This window comes from Pararhizobium sp., assembly GCF_035497515.1.
Taxonomy (GTDB): Bacteria; Pseudomonadota; Alphaproteobacteria; order Rhizobiales; family Rhizobiaceae; genus Pararhizobium.
The window spans coordinates 1-3,287 of the sequence record NZ_DATJDJ010000045.1 but is presented as its reverse complement, the minus strand read 5'-3'; the positions used below and the strand labels follow the sequence as shown (position 1 = coordinate 3,287).

General features: G+C 58.4%; 6 protein-coding genes. 5 read left to right on the top strand and 1 reads right to left on the bottom strand.

The genetic code is table 11. The features are described 5' to 3' along the window. Positions 1-910, top strand: a 910-nt coding sequence (locus tag VL202_RS04825; protein WP_325463026.1) for a cyclic diguanylate phosphodiesterase, incomplete at its 5' end; no start/stop codon positions are given. 44 nt (positions 911-954) lie between these two features. Here VL202_RS04825 and VL202_RS04820 read toward each other — a convergent pair. Continuing rightward, positions 955-1,272, bottom strand: coding sequence for a DUF1476 domain-containing protein (locus VL202_RS04820; protein ID WP_056335195.1), 318 nt, complete (start codon positions 1,270-1,272; stop codon positions 955-957). A 233-nt stretch (positions 1,273-1,505) separates the two neighbouring features. Here VL202_RS04820 and purC point away from each other — a divergent pair, with 233 nt between their 5' ends. The 4 genes from purC to purQ form a co-directional block, all read left to right on the top strand. Continuing rightward, positions 1,506-2,270 (top strand): phosphoribosylaminoimidazolesuccinocarboxamide synthase, encoded by a 765-nt coding sequence (gene purC, locus VL202_RS04815; protein WP_056335198.1) that lies wholly within the window; start codon positions 1,506-1,508, stop codon positions 2,268-2,270. A gap of 15 nt (positions 2,271-2,285) precedes the next feature. Next, positions 2,286-2,528, top strand: a complete 243-nt coding sequence (gene purS / locus VL202_RS04810; protein WP_325463025.1) for a phosphoribosylformylglycinamidine synthase subunit PurS — start codon at positions 2,286-2,288, stop codon at positions 2,526-2,528. Between the two features lie 19 nt (positions 2,529-2,547). Next, positions 2,548-2,805: a hypothetical protein gene (locus VL202_RS04805; protein ID WP_325463024.1), complete on the top strand. Its 258-nt coding sequence runs from the start codon at positions 2,548-2,550 to the stop codon at positions 2,803-2,805. After that, positions 2,802-3,287: phosphoribosylformylglycinamidine synthase subunit PurQ (gene purQ, locus VL202_RS04800; protein ID WP_325463023.1), on the top strand; the 486-nt coding region annotated here is incomplete at its 3' end. The genes VL202_RS04805 and purQ, both read left to right, overlap by 4 nt.

Below are 3,287 nucleotides of genomic sequence, written 5' to 3'. Positions count from 1 at the left end.
TGCCGATATCGCCCTGTACCGTGCAAAGGGTCTCGGCCGCAATCGCTACGAGTTCTTCACCAAGCAGTTGCAGACGCAGATCCACCATGCCAAGCGCACCGCGGACGACATCATCAAGGGACTGGAAGACGGCGAATTCGTCCCGTTCTACCAGCCGCAATTCAATGCCCGCACGCTGGAGATCGCGGGCGTCGAGACGCTTGCCCGCTGGATGCATCCGAGAAATGGCCTGCTTGCACCGGATTATTTCCTGAAGATCGCCGAGGATATCAATGCGCTGACGATCATCGACCGCCACATCGCTGAGTTGGCGCTGCGACATTTCGCCGATTGGGAAGCGCAGGGCCTGTCCATTCCGCGCATTTCGGTCAACGTCTCCTCGCCCCGGCTGCGCGAGGCAGGCCTGATCGAAAGCCTGGAGCAGTTGCGCATACCCTCCGGGAAACTCTCGTTCGAACTGCTGGAATCGATTTTTCTCGATGATCTCGACGAGGCTGCGTCAAGAACGCTTGCGGACCTGAAAGCCCTCGGCATCGAGATCGAAATCGATGATTTCGGAACGGGGCATGCGTCGATCATCGGCCTGATGAAGCTTAATCCAAGCCGCTTGAAAATCGACCGCGCCCTGATCAAGCCGATCACCGAATCTCCCGAACAACGAAAGCTGGTGGGGTCGATCATCGATATCGGCCATTCGCTGAATATCGACGTGGTGGCGGAAGGGGTGGAAACCCGCCTCCATGCCGATATGCTGCGTGATCTCGGCTGCGACATCCTGCAGGGCTATGCCTTCGCCAGGCCCATGCCGAAACCGGAACTGGAAGCCTTCATCCGCGCGCGCAGCTGGCTGCCTGCCGAAATGCCGGCGGAAAGACTGCGCGATCTCATCAAGCGAGACTTCAAGGCATAGAAAAACCGCCCGGCGGGCGGGCGGTTTGGGCAGTCATCGTCAAATCAGCCGTTCTGGACCTGAGTGACGGCCTCAGAGAGAAGTTCAAGCATCTTCGTGCGAATCTGTTCGTCGGTCTGGGCGATGCCGGCCGCGTCGAAGTCGGCGCGGATCTTGCGCACCACGTCCTCATGCCCGGCTTCCTCGAAATCGGCCGCAATGACATCTGCCGCATAGGCGGCCGGATCGCTCTTGCCCAGAAGTTCGGCGGCCCACAGGCCGAGCAGCTTGTTGCGCCGCGCCTCGGCCTTGAATTTCAGCTCCTCGTCCAGCGCAAACTTCGCTTCAAACGCCTTTTCACGGTCCTGCATATTGGTCGTCATCCTCTCTCTCTCCTGAAACGGAGCTCTAAATGGCTTGGCCGCCCTTAAACCAAAAGCCGGTGAAAAGTGCAATGCGATGTTTCCGCGCGGCCGCTTCAGGTGCCTGGCTTTTCGCTAATTCACCGGATCAAGTGACAGGCCGATTGTGAAATGAATTCTTTTGGGCTAAGGACCCGATTAGAAAATACCCTTGGCGCTGCCCAAGCGCGCCGACAACCATAGAGACGATATTCATGAACCGTCGCCGCCGTATCTACGAAGGCAAGGCCAAGATCCTTTACGAAGGTCCTGAGCCGGGCACGCTGATCCAGTTCTTCAAGGACGATGCCACCGCCTTCAACAAGAAGAAACACGACGTCATCGACGGCAAGGGCGTGCTGAACAACCGGATTTCGGAATATATCTTCACGCATCTGAACAAGATCGGTATTCCCACGCACTTCATCCGCCGCCTCAACATGCGCGAGCAGCTGATCAAAGAAGTGGAAATCATCCCGCTCGAGATCGTCGTGCGCAATGTGGCCGCCGGCTCGCTTGCCAAGCGCCTCGGCATCGACGAAGGCGTGGTACTGCCGCGCTCGATCATCGAATTCTACTACAAGGCCGATGCGCTCGATGACCCGATGGTCTCCGAAGAGCATATCACCGCCTTCGGCTGGGCAAGCCCACAGGAACTCGATGACATCATGGCGCTCGCCATCCGCATCAACGACTTCCTTACCGGCCTGTTCCTCGGCGTCGGCATCCAGCTCGTCGATTTCAAGATCGAATGCGGACGCCTGTTCGAGGGCGACATGATGCGCATTATCCTGGCCGACGAGATTTCGCCGGACAGCTGCCGCCTCTGGGACGTCGAGACCAAGGAAAAGATGGATAAGGACCGGTTCCGCCGCGACATGGGCGGCCTCGTCGAGGCCTACCAGGAAGTGGCCCGCCGGCTTGGCATCATGAACGAGAACGAACCGCCGCGTGGCTCAGGCCCCGTACTGGTGAAATAGGCAGGAAGAGCGACAGTGATCAACGCACGCGTAACTGTGACGCTGAAGAACGGTGTTCTCGATCCGCAGGGCAAGGCCATCGAGGGCGCGCTCGGCGCGCTCGGCTTCGACGGCATCGGCCACATCCGCCAGGGCAAGGTTTTCGATCTGCAGATCGAGACCGCCGACCGCGCCAAGGCCGAGGCCGAGGTAAAGGCGATGTGCGAGAAACTTCTGGCAAACACGGTGATTGAGAATTACACTATCTCACTCGCCTGATGGTTGAAAGAGGTGCTGGATGGCCGAAGTCACAAGCGATCTGATGTATGAATTGCTGAAGCGCATTCACACCGACGTTGCCGGCTTGAAGGAAGGTCAACGGGAAATCCGCTTGGAATTGAATGCGATGCGCGGAACAATGGTTTCGATGCAGCAGGACATTCACAATATCTACGGCGTTCTCGCGAGACATGAAATGCGCCTCGACCGTATCGAAAACCGCCTCGAACTGCGCGAGCTTGCCGAGGCCCAATCCAGGTTTGAACTGCACCCATGAAATCAGCCGTCGTCCAGCTTCCAGGCCTTAATCGCGACCGCGACATGATTACGGCGCTCACCAAGATTTCCGGCACGGCGCCGGTCACCATCTGGCAGACCGAAACGGAAATTCCTGATGTCGATCTGATCGTCATTCCCGGTGGCTTTTCCTATGGCGATTATCTGCGCTGCGGTGCGATCGCCGCGCGCATGCCGGTGATGCAGGCGATCAAGGCGAAGGCCGAGGCCGGCGTCAAGGTGCTCGGCGTCTGCAACGGCTTCCAGATTCTTGTCGAAGCAGGTCTCCTTCCGGGCGCGCTGATGCGCAATGCCTCACTCAAATTCGTCTGCAAGGAAGTACTGCTGGAAGTGGTCAACGCCGACACCGATTTCAGCCGCGCCTATGAAAAGGGCCAGATCATTCGCAGCCCTGTCGCCCACCATGACGGAAATTTCTTTGCCGACAGCGAAACGCTGGCACGCATCGAGGACAATGGCCAG

What these genes read in the sequence shown, in the direction of transcription:
- VL202_RS04805 (WP_325463024.1), top strand. Translation starts at nt 2,548, where the DNA reads ATGGCCGAAGTCACAAGCGATCTGATGTATGAATTGCTGAAGCGCATT.
- VL202_RS04820 (WP_056335195.1), bottom strand. Translation starts at nt 1,272, where the DNA reads ATGACGACCAATATGCAGGACCGTGAAAAGGCGTTTGAAGCGAAGTTT.
- purC (WP_056335198.1), top strand. Translation starts at nt 1,506, where the DNA reads ATGAACCGTCGCCGCCGTATCTACGAAGGCAAGGCCAAGATCCTTTAC.